Here is a 23,437-nt window from a genome sequence, read left to right as displayed (position 1 = left end):
ATATAGGTATGAGTTATAATTTATTGAAGGGAAAAAGAGGCATTATTTTCGGTGCTCTGAACGAGCAGTCCATTGCCTGGAAAGTAGCAGAAAAAGCAGTAGAAGAAGGTGCAACCATCACCTTGTCAAATACCCCCGTTGCCGTGCGCATGGGCGAAGTATCCGCACTGGCCGAGAAACTGAATTGCGAGGTCATTGCTGCGGATGCAACGAGTGTAGAAGATTTGGAGAATGTATTCAAACGCTCCATGGAAGTACTGGGCGGACAAATCGACTTTGTGTTGCATTCCATCGGCATGTCGCCCAATGTGCGCAAGAAACGCACTTATGACGATTTGGATTATGATATGCTGGACAAGACGCTGGATATCTCTGCCATCTCTTTCCATAAGATGATACAGGCAGCCAAGAAGCTGAACGCCATTGCCGAGTACGGCTCTATCCTTGCACTGAGCTACGTGGCTGCACAACGTACATTCTACGGTTACAACGACATGGCAGATGCCAAAGCGTTGTTGGAGTCCATTGCCCGCAGTTTCGGCTACATCTACGGACGCGAGCACCATGTGCGTGTCAATACCATTTCACAGTCGCCTACCATGACAACGGCCGGTGCCGGCGTAAAAGGTATGGACAAACTGTTCGACTTTGCCAACCGTATGTCTCCGCTCGGCAATGCTTCTGCCGATGAATGTGCCGACTATTGCATCGTCATGTTCTCCGACCTTACCCGTAAGGTGACCATGCAGAACCTGTTCCACGACGGCGGTTTCTCCAGTGTAGGCATGAGCCTTCGCGCCATGGCCACTTATGAGAAAGGTCTGGATGAGTATAAGGACGAAAACGGAAACATCATTTACGGATGATTTTTTATTAGACGTTAGAAGATAGACGTTAGACTTTGGATATTTCTATTCTCTATTTTCTAACGTCTGAATTTATTCTCTAATTTCTACCCAAATGGAACCCGCACTTTATCTTTTGCCCGTCACCCTGGGCGATACGTCCATAGACACGGTATTGCCGTCTTATAATAGAGAGGTGATATCGGGAATCCGTCATTTTATAGTGGAGGATGTGCGTTCTGCGCGCCGCTTTCTGAAAAAAGCGGATAAGGAAACGGATATTGATGCGTTGACGTTTTATACGCTGAACAAGCACACATCTCCCGAAGAGATATCCGGTTATCTGAAACCGTTGATAGAAGGGCAGCCGATGGGAGTAATCTCTGAAGCCGGTTGTCCGGCTGTGGCCGATCCCGGTGCCGATGTAGTAGCCATTGCCCAACGCAAAAACCTGAGAGTGATTCCGTTGGTAGGGCCTTCTTCCATTATCCTGTCTGTCATGGCTTCCGGATTCAACGGACAAAGTTTTGCCTTTCACGGCTATCTTCCCATAGAGCCGGCGGAGCGCGCCAAAAAAATAAAGGCGTTGGAACAGAGAATATACAATGAACATCAGACACAACTCTTCATCGAAACGCCCTACCGTAACAACAAGATGATAGAGGACATCCTTCATAATTGCCGCCCGCAAACCAAGCTCTGTATTGCGGCAAACATTACTTGCGAGGGGGAATATATCAAAACCAAAACCGTGAAGGAATGGCAGGGCCGCACTCCCGACCTGTCTAAGATTCCTTGTATTTTTCTCTTGTATAGATAATATCTTTCAGGTTTTCGTATTCATGTTCCAAGCAACTGCCGAAGAAGTTCCGTCCCATATTATCTTCCATTTGCCGGAGCGTCCATAATTTCCCGCCTTTGAAGTTGTCATTGCATAGGATGGAATCGTCTTTCAAATCGAGTGTAAAGAGATAGACCAGCCGGTTGGTCGTTTCGTTTTCAAAGTGATATACGAAGTTGAAACGCAACTCTTCCGCCGGGGCGGAGGGTAATGTTTCCTTCAGTATCCTCTTTGCCCCTTCCTCCAAGGTTTCTTTGTAAATCAGATAACCTTCCAGCAATAAATCTGTTTTACCTCTCTCGAAAGCGCAGCATTGATGGCGAGGTAGGAGAAACAGCATGCCGTTTGACATGACGGCAATCCGGACGACCGGGTTGATATAATTGTTTTTCCGGCTTACGGCATCCGAAGCCAATGCTTTCCCGATGACATCTCCCCGCATGTTGACTATCGGGAAAAAGACCTCATTCCTCATAAGTGAGTTAAAATAGAGAATGCCGAACTGGTTGAACAGGATACCCAGAATAAATACGAGAAGCGGAGCCACGTTGAACAGCAAATGCCGGGTGGCATTTCCCAAAGGACGACTTACCAGCATGGCGCACAGAATAATCAGGAAATGCAGAAGAGCGATGAGGAGAATGACCCGTGCAGACACGACGGTAGCCTCCGCTCCCTGCATAAAAACCGGTTTGCAGCACTTCTGTGCTTGCTCCGTTTGATGCCGCAGAAAGCGTTTCCGGTTGAAGTATATGATGAGCGGCGGTATGACGACGCAAATCTCCAATGTGAGGGGGAACATGGAGCGGGGGCAATAATGGGGGATGAGCAGTGTGGCTATTGCCAATAATAGGAGCATTGCGGTGCTGCTGTACAGTATGATTTGCGGAATATTATAGTCTTTTTTCCGCAAGGCAAGCATGCTGAGAACGACACCTATCCCCGCACCTATATAGATGGCATCCTCTTGTGTCATAATTTCGCATAACACAAAGGTTATTATGACAGGTATGAATCCCAGCGACAGGTTGAATTTGTATGATAGAATTTTTTGACTCCTCATTCGTTGTATGATTTCTTTCTCTTCTTTACATCATAACAACCGAGCGTATCAAATGTTTCTTCCTTCATTCTTTTTTTGTGCGGGGCAGATGTGCTTCTCCGCATGATAGGAAGAACGCACTAAAGGCGCGCTTTCCACCTGACGGAATCCTTTCTTCAGTCCGATTTCTTTGTAAAGGGCAAATTGTTCGGGCGTGATATATGCCGCTACCGGATAATGCTTGTGCGTGGGTTGCAGGTATTGCCCTATGGTCAGTATGTGGCAACCCGCTCCTATCAGGTCGTCCATCAGTTCCTCCACCTCTTCCGGGGTCTCGCCCAAACCTACCATGATGCCCGATTTGGTTGTGGTGCCGCTTCCGGCTATTTGCCGCAGCACTTCAAGACTGGTTTCGTATTTGGCTGCGCTGCGCACCAACGGACTGATGCGGCGCACGGTTTCCATGTTGTGCGAAATGATTTCCGGACGTTCGTTGATGACTTGCTCAACAAGTTCCTTTCGTCCCTGAAAGTCCGGAATCAATACTTCCACGGTTGTCTTGGGGTTGAGGCGTTTGATTTCCCTGATGGTGCGTGCCCAATGCGATGCCCCCAGATCGGGGAGGTCGTCACGGTCTACGGAAGTGACTACCGCATGCGCGAGTTTCATCAAGGCAATGGATTCTGCCACATGCGTAGGCTCTTCGGCATCCGGCGGCAGGGGCTTTCCGGTTTGTGTGTTGCAGAACTTGCAACTGCGCGTGCATATATTCCCTCCGATCATGAAGGTGGCAGTGCCTTTTCCCCAGCATTCGCCCATGTTGGGGCAACGGCCGCTGCTGCAAATCGTATGCAGGCAGTGCGATTCGACGATGCGTTTGGTCTCGGCATATCGCTCGTTGGCGGCGATGCTTATTTTGAGCCATTCAGGCTTGCGTACTCTTTCCGGCATATCCTTATTCGTATCGGTATCAGAGGTTGTTTTTGAAAAAGTCGGTCAGCCGCGTGTACAGGTGAAGCCGTGTGTTTCCTCCGTAAATGCCGTGATTGCGGTTGGTGTAGATCTGCATGTCGAATTGCTTGCCCAGTTGCACCAACTCTTCGGCATATTCCGCACAGTTCTGGAAGTGCACGTTGTCGTCGGCCATGCCATGCACCAGCAACAGCCGGCCGTTCAGCTTGTCGGCGCGGGTAAAGGCCGAGCCGGCTTTGTAGCCTTCGGCGTTCTCTTTCGGAGTGCGCATGAAACGTTCGCCGTAGATGGTGTCGTAATAGTTCCAGTCGGCCACGGCGGCCACGGCTGCTCCGGCTTTGAACACCGGCGTTCCTTCGCTCATGCTCATAATGGTCATGTATCCTCCATAACTCCATCCCCAAATGCCGATGCGGTTTTTGTCCACATAGGGTTGGCTGCCCATGTAGAGGGCCGTTTCCACTTGGTCTTTGGCTTCCTTGACTCCCAAGTTCAAGTAGGTGCACTTGGTGAAGTCGGCACCCCGTCCGCCGGTGCCCCGTCCGTCTACACACACCACGATATAGCCTTGCGATGCCATGTAGGTTTCCCAACTGACGCTGAACCTGTCTGTTACTTGTTGCGAACCGGGACCGCTATACTGGTACATCAGTACCGGATATTTCTTCCCGGCAGAGAAGCCGGTCGGTTTCATCATCCAGCCGTTCAGTGCGGTGCCGTCGGTGGTCCGGAAGGTAAAGAACTCTTTCCGTGGCATGTCATAATTGGCAATCTCCTGTTTCAAGGCGGCGTTGTCCATGAGGGTGGCGAGTGTCTTGCCCGTGTTGTCGTTCAGGGTGATGACGGTAGGTGTGTCCAGTGCGGAGTAACGGTTCATGTAGTACTTCATGTTGGCGCTGAACTGAGCGCTGTTTGTTCCGCTTTGTGCCGATAACTTTATTTTTTTCCCTTTCCGGTCTGTTTTATAGATTGCAGTGCGCATCGGGCTTTCTTCGTTGCTGCTGAAGTAGAAGCTGCCCTCTTCGGCATCGTAGCCCAGAAACTTGCGTACCTCATACTCTCCGGAGGTTACTTGCTTCAGCAGGTTGCCGCCTATGCTGTACCAGTATAGGTGCTTGTAGCCGCTTTTTTCGCTTACGAAGCTGAAGTTCTCCGGATAGAAAACGATGTTGTCGAATACGTCTTCGCTGATGTACGTATCGCTTTCGTCTCGCAGGGCTAATTTGGCTACGGTGCTGCGCGGGTTGGCAAAGTACATGTCGAACCGGTTCTGATGGCGGTTCAGGGTCATGATGGCAAGTTTGTCAGGATCTTTGGTGAAGCGTATGCGCGGAATATATCCGTCGGCCTCTACGGGTACGTTTATTTTGCGGGTCACCTTCGATTTGATGTCGAAGGTATGTACCGATACTTTGGAGTTGGCCTCACCTGTTTTGGGATATTTATACGCATATTCTCCCGGATACTTTGCGAACGGGGCGAGGCGAGGCCACTGTCCGGCAAAGAGCTGCATGGAGTAGGAGGGCACTTCCCTCTCGTCCCAGCGGATAAAGGCCAGCATCTGATTGTCGGCACTGAACTCCAAGGCACGGTCGAAGGCGAACTCCTCTTCATACACCCAGTCGGGAATGCCGTTCAGAACTTCGTTCTGTTTGCCGTCCTCCGTCACTTGGCTTTCGCTGTTGCCGTAAAGCAGTTTCACGAGGAAGATGTTGTTGTTGCGCACAAAAGCCACTTGGTTACCGTCCGGCGAGAACACCGGCACTTGTTGCGGGCCTCCGTCCGAAAGCCTTTCCACTATGTTGTTTATCCGTCCGTCGAGGTTGCGCTTCAGGCTGTAGATGTAGTGCACTGCCGTATAGGAATGGCGATAGATGGGGGTTTTTTCCGTAGCGATAAGCAGTTTGCTGCCGTCGGGAGCAAAGCTGTAGCTGTCGAAGCTTTTGAAAGGGCATTCGCGTGCGGTGGCGGCGTCGAACAACACTTCCACCTGCTTTCCCGTTTTGAAAGAGTATTTTATGATTTGCGTTCTGTCGGCATTCATCTGCGAGTAATGTTCGCCGTCGCCCGGAATGGGGATGACGCCTGAAATGTTCTTGGGCGTGAATTTGCCCGATACGATTTCTTTCAGGTCAAGCGCTTTGCCGTTTTGGGCAAGGCTTGCCAATGTGCAGAGGCAGAAAAGGAGGAGACAGCAGATTTTTTTCATATCCATCAATATAACGTAAATTCGGTATAATAAAATTATTTTTCTGAATATTAGCGACATAGCGATACCATTCGCAGGCTTATGGCATTGAACCATGCCATTTAAGCGATTACCGCAATGTTTTCAGCGGCTAAAGTTACGAAGATTTATTGTATGGCGAATGACTTTTTGGCTGAAAAACTAACTAATAGCCATCTTCAACGTTGCTCTTGAATGATTACCCAATGTCCTGCACTTGTATTTCCCTCGCGAATCAATACACCCACCTTTTGCATGGCTGCAAGGTCTCTCTTAACTGTCCTCTCGGATAGTGAGAGAACCAGTGACAATTCTTTCACGGAGATACGTGGATTGTTTTCAATCATTTTGCTGATTTCTCTTTGTCTGTCAGATAGTTGCTCTCGTGACAAACTGGTGACGTCACTCGTGACATTGCTGGTGACATCACTACCGATAATTTTCTTTCCGCTTGCGACGTCATAGCCACGCTTAAATGTTACAAGTGTACCACCGCAATCAGATTTGACCGTGGGTATAGGCAGCCCTACTTTCTTGAATCCGTCACGGATTTTGGAATAGCCACGTCCCCATGTGTCGATAAAACCTGCCTTGAACATCGTATCGGCAATGTTCCGATTGCGAGGCTTGGATGAATGCTTGCCGTAAAGCACACTCTCGTCATATCCTTCCGGCAGTGTGCCCTCGTTCCATATCTCCACATGGTCATCATATACACGCATCTGTATGTCAGGTCCTGTGTAATCCTTATGGGCGATGCTATTATATAGTATTTCTCGCAAAGCCTCTATCGGGACTTCCAATTCCTCGATACGAAGCATGCCCTCAAAGCGTATAGGCGAAGCCAGATATTTTGCTTTCAACACTTCTACTACGCGGTCAGCCATTTGGATTATGTTGCCTTCTATCACATCCTGTATCAACAAATCTGCTTCGTCAACACCAAAACGGCCAATTTTGAATCTTACACCGGTGAAGAATTTCAATGGATCTTTGCCAAAAAGCAAAAGTGTAGCATTCTTTAGATGCTCATCTTCATCCATCAGATGCAGGCTTGTCAATATATCTTCAGTTGAAGCATTGCGCTGGTCTTCAGGTATGCGGTCTGCTTCAATACCTCTACGCAAGAAATATTCTATAGCCTTTCGGTCAATGTCATTCAGTGTTGCACGGTCATTCGTGATGTCATCCCATGAGCGTCCCATCTTCTTTAAGATGAATTGCTGCAAGGCTGCGCCATTCAATTCCTGCAAAGTACTGCCGGAGCGATAGTAATATTTACCTTTGTAACTGATAGGCACGTTACTAGGGTCAATTGTTATCTCTATGTATTCTAATCCGTCCTGCTCATAGAGGTTTACATCTACCACCAGCCCCATGCTGTTAACAATCTTGTTGGGAATGTCTTCCATCAGTTTCGTGATGTTCTTCAGGCCATATATTTCGAGATCATCATCCACTCCAAAATACATAACAGCTCCTTGTGCATTCGCAAAGCCGCAAATCCACTTTAGATATTCGTCTTGCCAGCTACGCTTGTATTCGACGTTCTGACATTCTTTTGCTGTTATCTTGCTCATATATATTACGTGAAATCCGATATAATAATAAAATTATTCTTTTGAATATTAGTGACATAGCGATGCCATTTGCAGCCTTATGGCATTGAACCATGCCATTTAAGCGATTACCGCAATGTTTTCAGCGGCTAAAGTTACGAAGATTTATTGTATGGCGAATGGTTTTCGGAAAGTTTCTCCACACTTCACCGTCCGTAAGCTCGCATGTCATTGCCCGTAACCTCACACTTTACCGTCCGTAAGCCCACACCTTAGCCTCGCTCCGCCCTCATGTTACGGTGCATAAAGTGTGGGCGCAGGCCTGCCTCCACCTCCTCCACCTCCAACTTTTTTGGGATGCACTTCACAATGAGGGATATGGGGGAGGTCTTTTCTATTCTTTTCTTCTTTTTTCTTTTCTTTTCTTTTCTCGCGCGCGCGAGGGAAAAAGAACTGCTAAATTGTTGATATATTGAGTGTTATGGTCTTTTGGGGTAGCTCATCGACTGCTTGCCAACTCCGAGTCGGCTCGGAGTTGGCAAGCAGTCGGCAGGCAGTCGCTCGTCGGTTCGTGCCGAGTTGTCGCACAAGGTCCGTACTATTTCGCTCCCCATAAAAACCGATTATGTGAAAGATACGCCATGCATTTCCAATCCCGAAGTCTTTCAAGAAAAGAAAAACATTTACCTCTTAGAGAGTTTTTCTCCTTGCTCCGGCTCGCTATATAGATGCCCTCATCCGGAACTATAGATGCAGCCTGCCGGAAATATAGATGTAGCACGGTAGATATATATACCAAACCCCGCCTACAGATATCTCTCGCAAGGAATGCTTTTTGATAATCACTCGGTATTAATTCTCAATAATGTGGTCTGTTTACCCTCTATTCTTAGCATCCTTCTACGATTCTGAATTATTTTCTTTTAAACAGCGATGCAAAGAAAGAAAATACGCCTTTTCGCTTTTTCTTTGGCTGCGCCTGACTCCTTACAGAGCTGAACCTATTTTTCGTCTCGTCAAATCCGAAGATGACATCGGCTTCTTTTTCTATTTTAGGAATGGCAACGAATTGCAATTCTTTGTAATTCCCGATACTCTCTATCGGAATCCAACATTCTTGCTCGGAATCCCAATAAGTGACGTCGTCCAGCGTTTCCTCTTCGATATCCAGATTTGCCGATACGTCATACTGCCCGTCGCTGCTTTTCATCAGGATATACGCTTCGACGAGTTCGTATGTCACGTTGTCGTAATTCAATACCGGTTTTTGCCAAGTTTCGTCTATCTCCTCGTTTTCTTCTTCATCCAAGGCAAATATCCAGATTGGATTTTTCTGCATGTCTTGCAGGGTCACATCTTCCATGGGTTTGGGTTTCCCATAAGTCATTTCAATGGAATAAACATTGTCATAGCTTATTCCTTTCAAACCAAATGCTTTCATCTTTTGTTGCGTTTTTAGTCCTATAATAATGAGAGAATCCTTACATCCTTTAGTTCCAAAAAGATATTCCGACCGGTTGATAAAATCATCAGATTCGGTAGAAAAACTTGAGAGCTTGTATGCGGGAGTTGCTCCGATGATTTCGTCGTAACTGCCGCAACATTCTCTTTTATTTAAAAATTGAGTTTTACGGTGGATGTAATCCAATTTATAAATGTCATGCGGCATAAAAAAGTAGTATCCGATAGAGTCTGTAAGTGCTATAAAAGTAATATTGGGGTACTTGTTTTCATTGCAAAATTCTTTAAACTTCTCCGTAACAATACAATATCCGTCGTATGTGCACAATATATCGGCTCTTTTTTTTTCGACCTTGTAATGAACATCCGGTATTTTTTCTAATGTGTTATGACAAATCGGGCATGTGCCCGGTCTGTTTTCATTATCATACATGTATTCTATATCCGGCATAGATATAATTTTAGCTACCACGGTCTCCATTGCTTCATCATTTTATTGTTTCTGTAAAAATCTAATTTCTGCGGGTTGGATACAAAAATACATATATTCTTTTGAATGCTAACAGCATTGCGATAAATTTGTTTGAAGGAGTTGTAGAATATCTTTTACTTTTGCTTTTATTTCAGCTTCTGTAGTATAAACTTTTGGAGCTATCTTATGATCTTCACTGAACTCTGAATATCGTCCGGCTATTATACTTAATTCATCAAACCATATTTTTTTGTTTTGATCCGTTTCATCTCTATAGATGCCCATATCATACCATTCGTAGAATTTGTTACAAAAGTCTATAGTACTGATTTTATCACAAAAGTATTGTTCTAAAAGATTAGGTATGAACATTTTCTTTGAGATCTGTATGGCTTTACTTTTCAATCTCTCTTTTAGTATCGTAACTTCATTGTAGCTGAGTTTCATTTCTGCAAATGAGACTAAGCTATTAGCTGTTTCGGCTAATTGATTGAATAGCGACAACTCCGTCTCGTTTAAGTTTCCTGAGGTATTCCAATAATCGCTATAATAAATATAAGCAACATAATATTCGTCTGAAAAATCATTTTCATTTATTTCTCCCGCAATGAGTTTATGAATAAGTTCATAAATATCATCTTTGCAATAGCTACTCTCTTCCATTTTGTTTATTCCGAATTTCAAATGCTATATTTTCATCTAAACAGAGCTTTATAGAATCTCCTGAATTGAAGGACTTGATCTTGTTTAATAAATTCTCATGTCCTTTTAATAGGGAGTGTACAAGATATTGGTATTCACTTTTGGATAACGTTACTTCTTTTGCCATTTGTTTCCTCCTAATTTTCTTGCCTCTTTTGTATAAATATAGACCGAATCTCTGTCCGGTTTGTGCTTATTATCATACATAATGCCCACATGCTTGAGTCAATTCAGAACTTGATGAACAGTTTTTCTGATAAAAGTAAAAGTAAATTTTCTAAAGCCTCTTCGAAACTCATGACCCCATCAAGATATTCATCTCTACACTCGTCGACATAGTAGATTAATTCCATTTCTTTTTCTGAAAAATCTACTTCATCATCTAAAGCCAATGCCAATAATTTATTTATAATGAATATGAAGTTCGTGTCAGAAGATAAATCGTATAAACTCAAAAGTGGAAAGAATAAGTTACCCCGAATTTTCAGATTAGTTATTTCTCTCTTATAAATTTCATCCATTAAAATCTCTTGGATACGTTCTTTCGTATGAGCCCAAGATATTTCAATAATGAAATAATGGTTTACATCTATTTCATTATTCAGAATATAATCATCAGCCCAAGAAGTTATGACAGAGATATCTATAATGTTATACTTAAGTGCGATATCGAACAATCTTATATTTTTATTCCAAATCGAGCTTTCCCTTGTTTCCATGCTGAATAATTCCATTATCGAATAAGGTTTCATATCCTTCCCCTTTATTCCCTAATAAGTTACATCCTTCTAATAGAGTGTTATTAGAAAAATAAACGGTATCTCCAAATTGACAATCGAAGAAATTCAGAAAGCCATGGAATATATTTTCTTTCATTATGAACGGCTTTTTGTTATGTCCTCCGGCTTCGAAAGTTGCTTCTTGCAGAATAGTATTATTGGTAAATTCCAGTCCATTTATAAACCAACAATAGGAGAGTTGTACCTCTTTAATGATGCAATCACGAATAACTACTTCTGAATGAAAGAGAAAAGCCGGTAGGTCAAGCCTATCAATAATAGATTGTTTAATCGACAGGCCTGAATACAACTCAAAATTCAGCGCATTAATAATTACATCAGGTTCTCTTTTAAGATAATCCAAATCTATTGCCTCTATCTGTTTACCTTCTATTCTTAGCATCCTTCTACGATTCTGAATTATTTTCTTTTAAATAGCGATGCAAAGAAAGAAAATACGCCTTTTCGCTTTTTCTTTGGCTGCGCCTGACTCCTTACAGAGCTGAACCTATTTTTCGTCTCGTCAAATCCGAAGACAACATCGGCTTCTTTTTCTATTTTAGGAATAGCAACGAATTGCAATTCTTTGTAATTCCCGATATTCTCTATCGGAATCCAACATTCTTGCTCGGAATCCCAATAAGTGACGTCGTCCAGCGTTTCTTCTTCGATATCCAGATTTGCCGATACGTCATACTGCCCGTCGCTGCTTTTCATCAGGATATACGCTTCGACGAGTTCGTATGTCACGTTGTCGTAATTCAATACCGGTTTTTGCCAAGTTTCGTCTATTTCCTCGTTCTCTTCTTCGTCCAGAGCAAATATCCAGATTGGATTTTCCTGCATATCTTGCAGGGTCACATCTTCCATGGGTTTGGGTTTCCCATAAGTCATTTCAATGGAATAAACGTTTTTATAGTCTATTCCTTTCAAACCAAATGCTTTCATCTTTTGTTGCGTTTTTAGTCCTATAATAATGAGAGGATCCTTACATCCTTTAGTTCCAAAAAGATATTCCGACCGATTGATAAAATCATCAGATTCGGTAGAAAAGCTTGAAAGTTTGTATGCGGGAGTTGCTCCGATGATTTCGTCGTAACTGCCACAACATTCTCTTTTATTTAAAAATTGAGTTTTACGGTGGATGTAATCCAATTTATAAATGTCATGCGGCATAAAAAAGTAGTATCCAATAGAGTCTGCAAGTGCTATAAAAGTAATATTGGGGTACTTGTTCTCATTGCAGAACTCTTTGAACTTCTCCGTAACAATACAATATCCATCGTATGTGCACAATATATCGGCTCTTTTTTTTCGACCTTGTAATGAACATCCGGTATTTTTTCTAATGTGTTATGACAAATTGGGCATGTGCCCGGTCTGTTTTCATTATCATACATGTATTCTATTTCCGGCATAAATATAATTTTAGCTACCACGGTCTCCATCGCTTCATCATTTTATTGTTTCTGTAAAAATCTAAATTTCTGCGGGTTGGATACAAAAATACATATATTCTTTTGAATGCTAACAGCATAGCAGTAAATTTGTTTGTGGTATAACCTTCAGCTGATTATCATCGAAGGTTTGCAGAAGCTAAAGTAACAGAGATTTTTTGGTTGATTGTCTTTTTCATATTTTGCTTTTAGTGATTATATAGTGTTTCCGTCGAAATATAAGATTTTAATTTGAATATTTCAATTTGTTCTTGATTTATTGTTTGTTGCAGGAGTTAAAAACGGCTCTTCCATTAAAGAAGAAGATTCGTCCGGTATTTGGGGTAACAACTTGATATGAGTTACCCCTTTTCGGGAAAAGTCATCGAATAGAAGTTGTTTCTGTCTTTCACAGAGGGTATGCACCTTTATCATTTTCTTGTTTTCTTCTTGTCTATAGCGAGCGTCTCCAAAAGAACATGATAAGAACATGATAAGAACATGGTAGGAACTTGGTAGGAACTTGGTTGGTGTGAAGGTAAGATGGCTGCTTCTTTTATGTGCTTCCAATCGTGTCAAACCGTTGAAAAGTTGAAATAAATTCAAAACAGATGCTTATCTTTGCGCATTATGGATAGAATGAATCTTTATAATGAATTTCCCTTGTTCCTGAAACGTTATTTCCCTTACAAGGTACAGAAAATATCGCTGAATGCCGGCTTCACATGCCCTAACAGAGACGGCAGCAAGGGCTATGGCGGCTGCACGTATTGCAATAACCAGACTTTCAACCCCGATTATTGTCATACGGAGAAATCCGTCACGCAGCAGTTGGAAGAAGGAAAGCTGTTCTTTGCCCACAAGTATCCGGAAATGAAATATCTGGCCTATTTTCAGGCTTATACCAATACGTATGGAGAACTGGAGAGCCTGAAACGTAAGTACGAGGAAGCCTTGTCGGTGGACGGAGTGGTGGGGTTGGTCATCGGCACACGCCCCGACTGCATGCCCGACAACCTGCTGCGCTATCTGGAAGAGATAAACCGGCATACTTTCCTCTTGGTGGAGTATGGCATAGAAAGCACCTGCAACGAAACCCTCGGGCGCATCCGTCGCGGGCATACCTTCGAGGCTGCCGCAGATGCGGTGGAGCGAACCGCCTCGTGCGGCATCCTTACCGGCGGGCACGTCATCCTCGGACTGCCGGGAGAGACGCCGGCCGACATTGTGGCGCAGGCCGGCACACTGTCGCGCCTGCCCCTCACCACGCTGAAAATGCACCAGTTGCAACTGATACGCGGCACCCGCATGGCATTGGAATATGAACGCCACCCCGAAGATTTCCATCTGTTCGATGTGGAAGAATACATCGCCCTTGTCATCGACTATATCGAACATTTGCGTCCCGACTTGGTGCTGGAACGTTTCGTATCGCAGTCGCCCAAGGAACTGCTCATCGCTCCCGATTGGGGATTGAAAAATTATGAATTCAACCACCGGCTGCAAAAAAGAATGAAAGAACTTGGAGCATATCAAGGCAAGAAGTATGAAATGTGAGAAAAAAGAACTACTTTTGTGGCATGTTTAAACGTGGAATCAATCTAAATAAATAAAAACAATGAACCCGAAAGCTGTGATAAAAGGAAAAATCCACTACGTGGGAGTAAACGACCGCAATAAACATTTGTTTGAAGGCATGTGGCCGTTGCCGTATGGCGTTTCGTACAATTCTTACCTGATAGACGATGAAACGGTGGCATTGGTCGATACGGTGGACATCTGCTATTTCGAAGTCTATCTTCGTAAGATAAAGAGCATCATCGGCGAACGCCCCATACAGTATCTCATCATCAATCACATGGAACCCGACCATTCCGGTTCCATCCGCCTGATAAAGCAACATTATCCCGACATTGTCATCGTGGGCAACAAGCAGACTTTCGGCATGATCGAGGGATTTTACGGTGTGACGGGCGAGCAGTATTTGGTGAACGATGGCGATTATCTGGCTTTGGGACACCATAAGCTCCGTTTCTATATGACGCCGATGGTGCACTGGCCCGAAACGATGATGACCTTCGACGAAACGGAAGGCGTGCTGTTTTCCGGCGACGGATTCGGTTGTTTCGGCACGGTGGACGGCGGCTTCCTCGACACCCGCATCAATACCGACCGCTGTTGGGACGAGATGGTGCGCTACTATTCCAACATTGTGGGCAAATACGGCTCTCCGGTGCAGAAAGCCTTGGCAAAACTGAGCAGCCTGCCCATCTCCACCATCTGTTCCACCCACGGGCCGGTGTGGACGGAAAACATCGGCAAAGTAGTGGGCATTTACGACAAGCTGAGCCGTTATGATGCCGACGAAGGTGTGGTCATTGCATACGGCTCCATGTACGGCAATACGGAACAGATGGCCGAAGCCATTGCAGCCGGGCTTTCCGCGCAGGGCATCCGTAACATCGTGATGCACAATGTGAGCAAGAGCGATCCGTCATACATCCTTGCCGATGTCTTCAAGTATCGGGGGCTCATCGTCGGCAGTCCTACTTATAGCAATCAGGTTTATCCGGAGGTAGAATCCCTGCTATCCAAAATCCTTGTACGCGAGGTTAAGGGACGTTATTTAGGCTACTTCGGCTCATTCTGTTGGGCGGGTGCTGCGGTGAAGCGTATGGCCGAGTTTGCCGAGAAGAGCAAGTTCGAGCTGGTGGGCGACCCTGTGGAGATGAAGCAAGCCATGAAAGACATCACCTACGAGCAATGCGAGCATCTGGCGTGCGCCATGGCCCAACGTCTTAAAAAAGACCGGAAATAAAGCCGGAAAGTTCCGATAAGCACGTGAAAAAATAAATTCAAACCGACTTCTAAATTGATTAACCTAATAAAACAATCGCAATGAGACTAATTATTCAACCGGATTATCAATCCGTATCAAAATGGGCGGCACATTATGTGGCTGCAAAAATCAAGGCCGCTGCTCCCACGCCCGAGAAACCTTTCGTGTTGGGATGCCCCACCGGCTCTTCTCCTCTGGGCATGTACAAAGAACTGATCGACCTGAACAAAAAAGGCATCGTTTCTTTCCGCAACGTAGTCACCTTCAATATGGACGAATACGTGGGGCTGCCTAAGGAACACCCCGAAAGCTACTACTCTTTTATGTGGAACAATTTCTTCAGCCACATCGACATCCTGCCCGAAAACACCAACATCCTGAACGGCAATGCGGCCGATTTGGACGAGGAGTGTGCCCGTTATGAAGAAAAAATCAAGTCATACGGCGGCATCGACCTCTTTATGGGAGGCATCGGACCCGACGGACACATCGCTTTCAACGAGCCGGGCTCTTCCCTGTCGTCGCGCACCCGCCGGAAGACGCTGACTACCGATACCATCATCGCCAACTCGCGTTTCTTCGACAACGACGTGAACAAAGTGCCCAAGACAGCGCTTACCGTAGGTGTGGGCACAGTGCTCAGCGCCAAGGAGGTGATGATTATCGTCAACGGTCACGGCAAGGCACGTGCCCTCTATCATGCCGTAGAAGGCCCCGTTATGCAGATGTGGACCATCAGTGCCCTCCAGATGCACGAAAAGGGTATCATCGTTTGCGACGATGCGGCTACCGACGAACTGAAGGTGGGCACTTACCGCTACTTCAAGGATATCGAGGCAGACCATCTGGAACCGGAAAGTCTGTTGAAATAAGTCGGCTCTTCCTGTCGCTTTATTATATGGCGCAATTCGTTCGATGCAGAACGGGTTGCGCTTTTTTTGTTTGTGTGGAAATATCGCGAAGATTATATGGGGGGATAGTTGCTGTGAGAAAAATGCTGGTCATCAATAATTTTATATTTAATTTTTTTTAGAAGAGAAATCAATTAACTTTGGAACGAATAAACTTTAAATCAAATATGGATCAAAAGAAAATAGATGTGCAATTCTTGCTGATATACATCGCTGTGGGCATCGTTGTTGCCGCAGTCACAGCTTGGGCTTTGTATCAAAACCGCACAGAATATTGGAGGGCGCAGGCATGTAAAACTTTTCAGAAGGCTTTGATTCAGGAATTACAGAAGAGGGATACGATGGATGTATTCTTTTTATCATCGGGAACTTCTGAACTCAGTTCAAAGTTTGACAAGGATAAGAAAGAATCGGTGAAGCGAAAGATTATAAGCGAGTTCGGAGAGAAAGAATTTATCATTCCATATGAAAAGTATAAGAATAATATAGAAAGCACTCTTGGTACACATGGTATGTATTCTTATGTATTGGCAATGGATCCTTTGAAGGCTGATTCTCTTAATGTGCTTTGGGAGAAGCTGATGGCCGAAAAAGATTTTTTCGGGAGGACAATGGTTCGTACCTCCGTATCCGACTGGCGGGAACATGAAACCTACGCCTACTCGGCCGATTCTCTCTCCGTGCAGCGGTCGGACAGCATTGTATCCTATTATTTAGGACTCAGATCCGAGATAGGGGTAACAGGGTATATTTATTATCCTTGGTGGAAAACTTTTTCCTTGAAAGACGTCTTTTTATTGAGTCTCCTTATAATAGGTTGTTGCTTGCTGTTTTTTATACAGGAATATTTCATCAGGCTTTATCATCGCCTTTTTGTAAAACAGGTGTCTACGGTTATACTGAAAGAAGTACCGGTAATTGCAGCAGATAAGACCGAGTCGCATATCTATAAAATGGACGAAGATTTGCTTTTTGATGCCGGTCTTGGAATGCTGAAGCGGATGAACAATCCGGATGAGTTTTTGAAACTGATGCCGCAGGGGGCTAAATTGTTGCAAGGTTTTTTGGATGCGGAGAAATATACACTATCCGTCAATGAGATTCTCGACCTGCTGTGGAAGGGAGATAAAAATGCACAAGAGGGGAGGGTGCACACCGCCATCAAAAGATTGCGTGAGAATCTACTCTCTTTTTCCGGCTGGACAATAGTGAACATCACTTCGGCTTATCAACTGAGGCCGCCTGCCTCATCGAGGGAAAGTTCTTTATAAATGCACCGGGTTTCGTCAGGTGTGTCGAACTCTTTGTCAAAGTCCTTTTAAATGTCTGTCCACAACGTGCGAATGTCTGTTTGCACATTGCGGACGTTTGTTCGTAGTGCGCGGATTTCTGTTTGCACGTTGCGAGTAGGGTTCTCTTCAAGAAGAGAACAACTGTACTCTATGCTATGTGCAAGTTTTCTCTATGTTTTTTGCAAGTTCTATGTAAATATGAGGTCCCCCCCAAAAACACTCATAACATTCTCAACTATGCTTTTACATCACCTGACAATGTCTTACATTGAAGAAAAGGAAGGCTTGTCAGACTTTGTCAGGTGGAAAATTTGCTGATTCTTTTTCTTTTTCAGATTTTTGTTCTCATCATTTAATGTAAAATCTGAAATTATGAAAAAGAAATTTTTGTTCATGGGCTTGTTCTTAGCCGTAATGGGGGCAACCGCTTTCTGTTTTAATTCAAAAAGTGAAGGATTTGAAGGTTTAATGTTAGAAAACATAGAAGCTTTAGCTGCCGGTGAAGGGTCATCACTTGTTCATTGTATCGGAACAGGTTCTGTGGATTGCCCTAAGTTTCAAATTAAAGTGTATTGTGTAGTATTATATGGCAATTAAGCTTTCAGTAGGGACTTCTTTTTTACTTCTCTTGCTGGCGGCATGCACAACTGCTCCACCCGGCAAAGGAGTTCCTTATGACGTTTTCCCCGAAACGCGGAGTCTCATGGGGCGGGTGTTGCCGTTGGATACGGCTGTCTTCCGCTATCCTTTCCGCATCAGGGTGCAAGGCGATAAAGCCGTGATGTTGGATTTGCATGGCACCGATCACCTCTTTCATGTTTTCAGCTATCCGCAGGGGCATTACCTCTCTTCTTTCGGTAAGCGAGGAGAGGCTCCGCATGAAATGATTTCTGCCGAAAACGTCCGTTGGAAAGAAGATGCTTTGTGGGTGCTCGACGCCGATAAGTCGGAAATCACCCGGTTGGGTCTTTCCGGCGATTCATTGCTTCGCGGGGAAACGGTATCCTTGGATAAAAACATACTTCGGGCGTTGGATTTTGCCGTGATAGACGATACCGCATTTCTCATCCCCGACTATTCGGGCGATGCCCGCTTCTGCCAAGTAAGTCTGCAAGGCCGTCTGCTGGGGAAGTTCGGAAGCATTCCGTCCGCCGACGAGGAAGCCCTGCGCAATGCCCGTCCTGCATTGGCGCAGGCTTGGCGCAGCTTCATCGACTACAATCCGCGCAACGGGGTGTTGGCTGCCGTCACACAGCTGGGCGAGGTCGTCGAGGTTTATAATCTGAGGGATAGTACGCACGTGGTGCGCATCGGCCCACACGGTGAGCCGGAGTTCCTTGTCTCAGAAGGCTATGGTTTGCCCATGGGTATCATGGGCTTTAGCGATGTGCAGGTCACTGACAGTGCCATCTATGCCGTTTTCCATGGTCGCCCCTTCAAAGAGATTGCGGCGAGTGTGCGTAAAGGAACAAAACTTCCTGACGGCGGGCAGTATATCTATGTCTTCAGCTTGGACGGCGAGCCTTTGTGCAAGTATGTGTTAGACCATTCCGTCTATGGCATATCGGTAGACGAAGAGAAAGGCATCATCATCGCTACGGATGTCAATCGGGATGACCCGATCATAGAGTATAGAATAAAAGATTTGTGTGAATATAAATAAAAGGAATGGGTGATAAAGCGTTGTTTGAGGAACATTCGGTTTCACCCATTCCATAACCCGCTAAAGAAAGGAGGTCGTGGCAAAGGTAGCAGATAAATCGTGAATACGCAATATGCTTGCGTTTTCCGTTGAAAGGATAGATACGGAAAGAAATGAAAAACTGATTATTAAACTCATAAAAAAAAGAAACATGAGTAAGAAAATTTTTGCAATTTTGATAGTTGCCGTAGTTGCAGTATTTGCAGGCTACAATGTTTATCAGTCACAAAAAGGAGGAATGATGTCTGATTTGATGTTGGCTAATGTGGAAGCGTTGGCAAGATATGAAATAAATCCAGATTGTCCGAATGGATGTACTAGCGCTTCTTCATATTGTTATTGTTTTAAAATATATACAAATATGCGGGAGGTGCATTGGCAATAGTAACTTTAATCTTTGAATAGAAGGATTAAACCTATTATCAGTGTTTATATTATCGCATTTTTAGAAAGCTAATTCTGTGGCGTGTAAAGGTAGAAGGTGGCATCCTTTAAGATACGCCTCTACCTTTTTTTTCATTGTATCTTATTTATGTAATTTATATCTTTTTTCTTATGAAATATATATTGCTTTTTGTGTTAGTAAGTATTTTGGGGGGATGTTCCCATCGTTCAGGGATTGATAAACATCTCAGTCATTCCAGTAATGTAATGGATGTAAAAGAACTCGTGAAAGAGATTGTTATAGACTCGCCGTTCGTAGGAGGATTGGCAAGACCTTATGTTATGGATAAATATTTCATACTTACTGACCCACAATCAGAAAAGCATCAAATTCTTATCTTTGATAAAAAGAACTTTTCATATATTACAGGGATGGGATTTGCCGGAGAAGGACCTAATGAAATTACTAACTTAGGAGAACTTATACCTGATGGAAAGCAACGTTGTCTATATGTAGCAGACTATGGGAAAATGCAAATATCGGGATATGATTTGGATAGTATATTGTTAAAGCAGGATTGTTTGCCTAAGTATAAGTTTGATATAGATAAAACTACTACACCAGTAATGTTCTCCTATGTCAATGATACTCTTTGTTATGCGTGTTGTATGACAGCCAAACCGGGAGAGTTCTTTCAAGAATATTTGGTTACATGGAACATGCGAACAGGAGATATGCATCCATTGATTAGCGGACATCCGGATATTGAGAGAAAAAGATTTCGTTATGCTACATCTGTAGATAATGATTTGATTGCAATGAGCTATGATCATCATGACTTGTTGGCTACTTATGATCTTCAAGGAAATTTGAAACATTATATTTATGGACCGAATTGGGATGATGCGACGAGCAATGCCATGGTTTATTATTATGGAAGTATCATTATCTGTAATAATAGGATTATAGTAGGCTATTCTGGTAAAAGAAATCCTAATACAGGCCAAGTACATGTAACAGACCTCATTGTTTATGATTTGGATGGTAATTACATAAAAACATTAAAGGTGGGCTATAACATTGTGCTATTTTGTTACGACCCAGAATATAATCGTATAATTATGGTTTTAGATGATGAAATTCAATTTGCTTATTTGAATTTGGAGGGACTTTTAGAGTAATATAAAGGTGATAAAGATTAAGAGAGGATTTATTCGTGTGATGGTAAATATAATATTCTGTTAGTATGAGAATTAAGAATTTAATAGGGATACTTTGCTTACTTCTCTTTCTTTCTTGTGGGAATAGAAGAGTGGAGAATATTGAAACTCTGCTGCAAACGTGGAGTGGAAAGGAAGTTTTGTTTCCTGAAAAAGTAGTATTTACCGTGCAGGGTAAGGATACTGTTAATTTTTCGATGTCGGGAAAGTTCAAGATTCTCACTTATGTAGATTCTGTCGGCTGTATAAGTTGTAAGTTGCAGTTGGATAAATGGAAAATATTCATGGAAGAAATGAATACCAACGGAGTGGATTCTGTCAAATATTTATTTTTCTTTTCTCCCGAGAAGCGGAGGGGCTTCTTAGGTACATTAAAAGCCTTTGGTTTTGTACATCCTGTTTGTATTGATGAGAAGAACCGATTGAATGAATTGAATGGCTTTCCGCCTAAAGATGACTCATTCCATACATTTTTATTAGATAAGGATAATAAAGTCTTGGCTATCGGTAATCCTATCCATAACCCAATGGTGAAAGAACTATACTTGAAAATCATTCGAGGTGAGGAAGTGGGAGAGGAAAATAAAACAAAAGTTGTCAAGACAAAATTGAATATAGCCCATACTTCCGTATCGTTGGGTAGCTTTGATTGGAAAGAGGAGCAGAAAACTGCTTTCGTGATTAAAAACACAGGTGATAAGCTTTTGGTGATAGAAGGTGTCAGTACTTCTTGCGGCTGTACCACTGTAACTTATTCCAAAGAACCTGTGCAACCGGGCAAAGAGATAGTTTTGGAGGTGAGCTACAAGGCCGAGCATCCCGAACATTTCAACAAAACCATCACGGTGTATTGCAATGCCGAAACCTCACCGTTGGTTTTGCAGATTAACGGGGATGCTAAATGAAAAAATAATACAAGATTTGTGTGAATATAAATAAAAGGAATGGGTGACAAAGCGTTGTTTGAGGAACATTCGGTTTCACCCATTCCATAACCCGCTAAAGAAAGGAGGTCACGGCAAAGGTAGCAGATAAATCGTGAATACGCAATATGCTTGCGTTTTCCGTTGAAAGGATAGATACGGAAAGAAATGAAAAACAGATTATTAAACTCATAAAAGTTCCTATGTTTAAAATCGGAAGTGACGGATAACATAATATAGCCCTAAAAAAGCTATACCATTATAGTTAACTTTGTAAGTGATAACAACAATATTAACTCATAACGATATAGCTTATGAAACGTGTACAAAGTAACACATTAGATTTCAGTGGTCAAAATATTTATGTAGGAATTGATGTCCACCTGAAGAGTTGGTCGGTTGCAATTTTATCAGAGCATAGTGTTCTGAATCGATTCAGCCAAATTCCGGAACCGGAAGCATTGCACAAGTATCTTGTCAGCAATTATCCGGGCGCCAATTACTTCTCTGTGTATGAAGCCGGATTCTGCGGCTTTTGGATACACGAGAAGTTGATGGATTTAGGAATAACCAACATCGTGGTCAATCCAGCCGACGTTCCGACCATGAGTAAGGAAAAACTTCGTAAGACGGATGCCGTGGATTGTAAGAAGCTGGCTCGTGAATTACGTTCCGGTTCGCTGGTAGGAATATACGTTCCCAAGGCGGATGTCCTGGAAATGCGCTCTTTGATAAGGATGAGAAACCTGATTGTAAAAGACAGCACCCGTGCGAAGAACCGCATCAAGTCATTGCTTCGTTTTCATGGAGTGGATATACCCGAAGAGTTTACCCGATGCTCGATAGGATGTTGGTCAAAACGTTTCCTGACTTGGCTTCATTCTCTCGAACTCTCAACAGAGTATGGCAAGAAGACTTTGGAACTGCACCTGGAGCAGTTCGTGCGTTTGCGTAAGATGCTTCTTCAGGAAACACGTGCCATCCGTGAGATATCACGTAACGCACCTTTTGAGAGGCCGATACGTCTTCTGACTTCTGTTCCCGGAATAGGCGTTACTACAGCTGCTACCCTGATGGTTGAACTTGACGGTATAGTCCGTTTCAGGAATGAGGACCATCTGGCTTCCTTCATCGGTCTGGTACCCATGTGCCATTCGAGTGGTGAGAGTAACGGCACAGGAGATATAACGGTACGTCGCCATTTCATGCTCCGCTGCCTGTTGGTGGAAGCTGCATGGATTGCAATCCGTAAGGATCCTGCAATGACTGTAGCCTATACGGAATACCGTAAACGTATGAATCCCCAGAAGTCAATCATAAAGATTGCCAGACGGCTTGTAAACAGAATATATTATGTACTCAAACATGAAAAGGAATATATACCGTGTGTTGTCAAATGATACAGAATCCTATAAGGTAAAACAACTTTCTTTTGAGGAAAATACTATCATTACTTTGCGGCTTTGAAGTCCGCTTAAAAAAGTTTGTAATCCTCATTAATGGTTTGACTGATAAAGGAACTTGCAGCCCCTTGTGTGGTGTCTGCTGTGGAAAGTTTGTTTTACCATAGGATTATGGTTAGGTTTTCTTAGCCATATCAGACGATATCAGTAATACAAAAAGAGAGGCGTGTAACCGCCTCCCAAAGTAGCATTACTGCGTACCGTTAGGATGCTTATTGCTGGTAGGTTGCTCCTCAGCAGAGCCTACTTCCTCTTAACATCCTGACAAAAAGATATGAAACTAAAGTTAATTATTAATGAATTATCCAACTTTGTTTGGATTTTAAATGGAAAATCTGTTATGAAAAAACTTCTTCTCTCCTCATT

At 43.6% G+C, this 23,437-nt stretch carries 21 protein-coding genes; 12 read left to right on the top strand and 9 right to left on the bottom strand.

Translation table 11 applies throughout. The features are described from left to right. Positions 1–8 precede the first annotated feature (8 nt). The gene (locus tag C3V43_RS06670; protein WP_106043424.1) at positions 9–866 is read left to right on the top strand and encodes an enoyl-ACP reductase FabI; all 858 of its coding nucleotides are present in this window, start codon (positions 9–11) and stop codon (positions 864–866) included. Between the two features lie 94 nt (positions 867–960). Then, positions 961–1,665, top strand: a complete 705-nt coding sequence (locus C3V43_RS06665) for an SAM-dependent methyltransferase (RefSeq protein WP_106069130.1) — start codon at positions 961–963, stop codon at positions 1,663–1,665. On the opposite strand, the gene C3V43_RS06660 is transcribed toward C3V43_RS06665, so the two are convergent. The 9 genes from C3V43_RS06660 to C3V43_RS14675 form a co-directional block, all read right to left on the bottom strand. After that, on the bottom strand, positions 1,631–2,749 hold the full coding sequence (locus C3V43_RS06660; protein WP_106069129.1) for a hypothetical protein: 1,119 nt from the start codon (positions 2,747–2,749) through the stop codon (positions 1,631–1,633). The two genes, C3V43_RS06665 and C3V43_RS06660, sit on opposite strands and share 35 nt — an antisense overlap. A 48-nt stretch (positions 2,750–2,797) precedes the next feature. After that, a complete protein-coding gene (lipA, locus tag C3V43_RS06655; RefSeq protein WP_106042539.1) occupies positions 2,798–3,679 on the bottom strand; it encodes a lipoyl synthase in 882 nt (293 codons plus the stop codon). Positions 3,680–3,698: 19 nt separating this feature from the next. After that, positions 3,699–5,909 (bottom strand): S9 family peptidase, encoded by a 2,211-nt coding sequence (locus C3V43_RS06650; RefSeq protein ID WP_106070490.1) that lies wholly within the window; start codon positions 5,907–5,909, stop codon positions 3,699–3,701. A 197-nt stretch (positions 5,910–6,106) separates the two neighbouring features. Beyond that, positions 6,107–7,507, bottom strand: a complete 1,401-nt coding sequence (locus C3V43_RS06645) for an ATP-binding protein (RefSeq protein WP_106069128.1) — start codon at positions 7,505–7,507, stop codon at positions 6,107–6,109. Between the two features lie 892 nt (positions 7,508–8,399). Next, entirely contained in the window at positions 8,400–8,927 is a 528-nt protein-coding gene (locus C3V43_RS14680; RefSeq protein ID WP_129588734.1) for a hypothetical protein, read from the bottom strand. A 579-nt stretch (positions 8,928–9,506) separates the two neighbouring features. Beyond that, positions 9,507–10,082, bottom strand: a complete 576-nt coding sequence (locus tag C3V43_RS06635) for a hypothetical protein (RefSeq protein ID WP_129588733.1) — start codon at positions 10,080–10,082, stop codon at positions 9,507–9,509. Between the two features lie 269 nt (positions 10,083–10,351). Further along, on the bottom strand, positions 10,352–10,855 hold the full coding sequence (locus C3V43_RS06630; RefSeq protein WP_217349955.1) for a hypothetical protein: 504 nt from the start codon (positions 10,853–10,855) through the stop codon (positions 10,352–10,354). Beyond that, positions 10,809–11,303, bottom strand: a complete 495-nt coding sequence (locus C3V43_RS06625) for a hypothetical protein (RefSeq protein ID WP_106069124.1) — start codon at positions 11,301–11,303, stop codon at positions 10,809–10,811. Before C3V43_RS06625 ends, C3V43_RS06630 begins: the two co-directional genes overlap by 47 nt. Positions 11,304–11,320: 17 nt before the next feature. Continuing rightward, a complete protein-coding gene (locus tag C3V43_RS14675; protein WP_129588732.1) occupies positions 11,321–11,848 on the bottom strand; it encodes a hypothetical protein in 528 nt (175 codons plus the stop codon). Between the two features lie 1,118 nt (positions 11,849–12,966). Between C3V43_RS14675 and C3V43_RS06615 the strand changes: the two genes are divergently transcribed. The 10 genes from C3V43_RS06615 to C3V43_RS06570 all read left to right on the top strand — a co-directional run bounded on the left by C3V43_RS06615 (position 12,967) and on the right by C3V43_RS06570 (position 23,008). After that, complete coding sequence (locus tag C3V43_RS06615) at positions 12,967–13,893, top strand: tRNA modification radical SAM protein MnmL/YtqA (protein WP_106069122.1); 927 nt, start codon at positions 12,967–12,969, stop codon at positions 13,891–13,893. A gap of 61 nt (positions 13,894–13,954) precedes the next feature. Further along, positions 13,955–15,154 (top strand): FprA family A-type flavoprotein, encoded by a 1,200-nt coding sequence (locus C3V43_RS06610; RefSeq protein WP_106069121.1) that lies wholly within the window; start codon positions 13,955–13,957, stop codon positions 15,152–15,154. 80 nt (positions 15,155–15,234) lie between these two features. Then, complete coding sequence (gene nagB, locus C3V43_RS06605; RefSeq protein WP_106069120.1) at positions 15,235–16,047, top strand: glucosamine-6-phosphate deaminase; 813 nt, start codon at positions 15,235–15,237, stop codon at positions 16,045–16,047. 206 nt (positions 16,048–16,253) lie between these two features. Further along, positions 16,254–17,357: a helix-turn-helix domain-containing protein gene (locus tag C3V43_RS06600; protein WP_106069119.1), complete on the top strand. Its 1,104-nt coding sequence runs from the start codon at positions 16,254–16,256 to the stop codon at positions 17,355–17,357. A 393-nt stretch (positions 17,358–17,750) separates the two neighbouring features. Beyond that, a complete protein-coding gene (locus C3V43_RS06595) occupies positions 17,751–17,975 on the top strand; it encodes an NVEALA domain-containing protein (RefSeq protein ID WP_106069118.1) in 225 nt (74 codons plus the stop codon). Beyond that, positions 17,965–19,041 carry a BF3164 family lipoprotein gene (locus C3V43_RS06590; RefSeq protein ID WP_106069117.1) on the top strand — a complete coding sequence of 359 codons (1,077 nt, stop codon included), beginning with the start codon at positions 17,965–17,967 and terminating at the stop codon, positions 19,039–19,041. The genes C3V43_RS06595 and C3V43_RS06590 overlap by 11 nt, the downstream gene beginning before the upstream one ends. Positions 19,042–19,231: 190 nt before the next feature. Further along, a complete protein-coding gene (locus tag C3V43_RS06585; RefSeq protein ID WP_106070489.1) occupies positions 19,232–19,465 on the top strand; it encodes an NVEALA domain-containing protein in 234 nt (77 codons plus the stop codon). Between the two features lie 170 nt (positions 19,466–19,635). Beyond that, complete coding sequence (locus C3V43_RS06580; RefSeq protein WP_106069116.1) at positions 19,636–20,646, top strand: 6-bladed beta-propeller; 1,011 nt, start codon at positions 19,636–19,638, stop codon at positions 20,644–20,646. Positions 20,647–20,777: 131 nt separating this feature from the next. Beyond that, positions 20,778–21,590, top strand: coding sequence for a DUF1573 domain-containing protein (locus tag C3V43_RS06575; RefSeq protein WP_235655888.1), 813 nt, complete (start codon positions 20,778–20,780; stop codon positions 21,588–21,590). Positions 21,591–21,922: 332 nt separating this feature from the next. Further along, complete coding sequence (locus C3V43_RS06570) at positions 21,923–23,008, top strand: IS110 family RNA-guided transposase (RefSeq protein ID WP_106068911.1); 1,086 nt, start codon at positions 21,923–21,925, stop codon at positions 23,006–23,008. Positions 23,009–23,437 lie beyond the last annotated feature (429 nt).

Source organism: Prevotella heparinolytica, from assembly GCF_002998535.1.
Taxonomy (GTDB): domain Bacteria; phylum Bacteroidota; class Bacteroidia; order Bacteroidales; family Bacteroidaceae; genus Bacteroides; species Bacteroides heparinolyticus.
The sequence above is the reverse complement of the archived record's forward strand: the minus strand, read 5'-3'. Positions and strand labels throughout refer to the sequence as shown.